This is a genomic window from Saccharothrix hoggarensis (genome assembly GCF_042678885.1).
Lineage (GTDB): Bacteria > Actinomycetota > Actinomycetes > Mycobacteriales > Pseudonocardiaceae > Actinosynnema > Actinosynnema hoggarensis.
Map to the genome: position 1 here is coordinate 1 of NZ_JBHTLK010000409.1, position 2837 is coordinate 2837.

Consider the following 2837-nt stretch of genomic DNA (forward strand, 5'->3'; position numbering starts at 1 on the left):
CGCGGGTCGCGCGTGGGCGCCGGTGTGGCCGTGCGGTCCGTTGGGTGTGGCGGGTGTGGTGGCCGCTGTGGTGGGTCGCGGGCGGGGCGCCGGGTCGGGTCGGGTTCGGCGCCCCGGCTTGCCCGTGCGGTCAGCGTTCGGGGGCGGCGTCCGGGTGGTCCGGGTCGTGGGCGCCGTCGATCACGCCGTCGGGCGACATGACCCAGCGGGTGTCGGTGGCCGGACGGGTGTCGGCGGCCGGGCGGGCCGGGTGCGGGGTGCGGGCCTTGGCGCGGATGCCCCGCAGCGCGAGGTCCACCACGTGGCGCAGGGCCGCGCCGTCCTTCCCGGTGATCGGCTGGTCCACGTCAGATCATCCCCTTCCTCAGGGCGTAGGCGACCGCGTGCGGCCGGTTGCGCAGGTTGAGCCTGGTGGTGATGCCGTAGAACACGTTCTTGATCGTGCGCTCGGAGTAGGAGAGCCTGCCCGCGATCTCCGCGGTGTCGAGGCCGTCGGCCATGAGCCGCAGCACGTCGGCCTCCCGCGCGGTCAGCCGGTTCGGGCCGCCCTCCGAGGCCACGACCTGCCGTTGCAGCCGCTCGACGTGCCGCAGCAGCTCGGCGACCATGGTCGGCGGCATCACGCCACCGCCCGACGCCGCCGACAGCACGCTGCGCAGCACCACCTCGTCGGTCACCGTGGCGCGGGGCAGCACCGCCACCACCCGGCACTCCACGGCGGTGAGGACGTCGGACTCGCGCGGCTCGTCGACGACCAGCACCACCGGCGCGCCGACCTGCGCGGCCGCCCGGCGCAGGCGGGTCGCCACCTCCTCGCCCAGCCTCGGCACCGCGACCAACGCCACGTCGGCCTGGGCGTGCTGCGCGCTGCCGAGCACCTGCACCTCCGGCCGTGTGCCGAGGTAGGCGATCAGGCCCGTCATGCTGAGGTGATCCGCCGCCTGGACTGCTACCCGAACTCGCTCCACCGCTGCCTCCCACAGTCTTGCGTTGCGGGTTCGAGTCTGCGGTGCGCGGCTTCACGGGGTCTCAACGCCGTCTACAAGGATTCTTCACGTCCGACGGCGGTTCTTCAGAACCGTTGAGAACAGTGGCGCACCGCACTCAACACGGTCCGACGCACCTGGTCAAGGGCTCACGACGGCCGCCTCGCTCCAGTGCTCGTGCAGGCCGAGCAGCAGGGCCGCGACGTCCTCGGTCGGCCGCCAGGCCGGGTAGTCGCGCCGGAACTTGCGGGTGTCGGTGATCCAGCACCGCACGTCGGCGAACCGGTGCTCCGGCCGGTACTCGAACCGCACCGGCCGCCCGGTCAGGTACTCGTACTGGGCGATCAGTTCCAGCACCGACGCGCTGCGCTCGCGCCCGCCGCCCGCGTGGTAGACCTCGCCGGGCCGCGGGGCCAGGTAGAACTGCCAGAACATCTCCGCCAGGTCCCGCGCGCCCAGCACGTCCCGCACCTGCTTGCCGCCGTGCCCGATGACCGGGAACGCCGCACCGCGCACGGCGCTGCGCACCAGGTGCGACAGGAACCCGTGCAGCTCGACGCCCGCGTGCCGGAAGCCCGCCACCGTGCCGCAGCGGAACACGCCGACGTTCATCCCGAGCCGCCTGCCGTACTCCTGCGCGGCGAGGTCGGCGGCCAGCTTCGACACGCCGAAGAACGTCCGGTCGGCCCGGTCGAGCCGCAGCGACTCGTCGAAACCGTGCTCGTGGAACGGGTGCGCCGGGTCGATCTCCCACCGGGTCGCGGTCTCCACCAGCGGCAACGTCTCCGGCACGGCGCCGTAGACCTTGGTGGTGGACACCACCGCGACCACCGCGTCGGGGCAGTGCCGCCGGACCGCCTCCAGCACGGTGACCGTGCCGAGGGCGTTGACCCCGAAGTCCACCAACGGCGACCCGGTGGCCCACTCGGCGCTGGGCTGCCCGGCCGCGTGCACGACCAGCCGCACGTCGGAGCCGTACTCGCGCAGCACGTCGCCGATCGCCGACTCGTCCCGCACGTCCACGGAGTGGTGCCGGTGGTTCGGCAGGCGGGACAGCTCCGCCACCTCCCCGGCGACCGCGCCGTCGCCGAAGAAGTCCCGCCGCATCAGGTTGTCCACCCCGACGACCAGGTCGAACCGCGGGGCGAAGGCCCGCACGGCCGCGCCACCCACCAACCCGGCCGAGCCGGTGACCACGACGACATCCACGTGCTGCTCCTCTTCTCAGGTCTACAATGGACGGTCACGGGCGGCGGAAGAACTCCACCTCGCCCAGGGCCACGTGCCGGCCCGGTTCCAGCCCCGCCGCGCCGCGGACGACCAACCGGACCCGCACGACGTCGCTCACGCCCGTGTCCGTGCGCTGGGGCCCGCTGCGGTCGCCGAGGACGACCGGGATCGTGCGGTGCGTGCCGTCGGACGCGGTGACCACGACGTCCAGCGCCGTCGCCCTGGCCTGCCCGGCGAACACCGCCGGCTCCACCCCGGCGCCCGTGTGGACGACGACCGACAGCAGGCGGAACGGCGTGGTGAAGGTGAACTCCACCGCGTCGCCGACCGCGGGCGCGCCCCAGTACCGGTTCGACAGCCCGTCGACGGCGGCGGACGCCGGGTGCCCGGCCACCTCGGCGGTGGCGGTGGGGACGCTCGGCGCGACCGGGGCGGGCGTGGCCAGCCGGTCGCGCAGGTCTTCGAGCAGCCGCAGTGCGGTCGGCTGGAACAGCACCACCGCGAGGGCCAGCACGGCCACGGCGAGCAGCGCCACGAGCCGGCGCAGCCACCGGGACCGGTCGCCGTGCCACCTCCAGCGCCGTCCCGACCGGCCGCTGTGCCTGCGCACGTCGCCGCGCA

At 74.3% G+C, this 2837-nt stretch carries 3 protein-coding genes and 1 pseudogene; all 4 read right to left on the reverse strand.

Annotated elements, in window-relative coordinates; all coding sequences use genetic code 11:
- Positions 1–130: 130 nt before the first annotated feature.
- The gene (locus ACFQ3T_RS35620) at positions 131–346 is read right to left on the reverse strand and encodes a hypothetical protein (RefSeq protein WP_380730386.1); all 216 of its coding nucleotides are present in this window, start codon (positions 344–346) and stop codon (positions 131–133) included.
- A gap of 1 nt (position 347) precedes the next feature.
- Positions 348–923: a helix-turn-helix transcriptional regulator gene (locus ACFQ3T_RS35625; RefSeq protein WP_380730388.1), complete on the reverse strand. Its 576-nt coding sequence runs from the start codon at positions 921–923 to the stop codon at positions 348–350.
- Between the two features lie 204 nt (positions 924–1127).
- Positions 1128–2195 carry an NAD-dependent epimerase/dehydratase family protein gene (locus ACFQ3T_RS35630; RefSeq protein WP_380730391.1) on the reverse strand — a complete coding sequence of 356 codons (1068 nt, stop codon included), beginning with the start codon at positions 2193–2195 and terminating at the stop codon, positions 1128–1130.
- A 34-nt stretch (positions 2196–2229) separates the two neighbouring features.
- Positions 2230–2837: pseudogene (locus ACFQ3T_RS35635) on the reverse strand (zinc ribbon domain-containing protein); the annotation flags it as partial.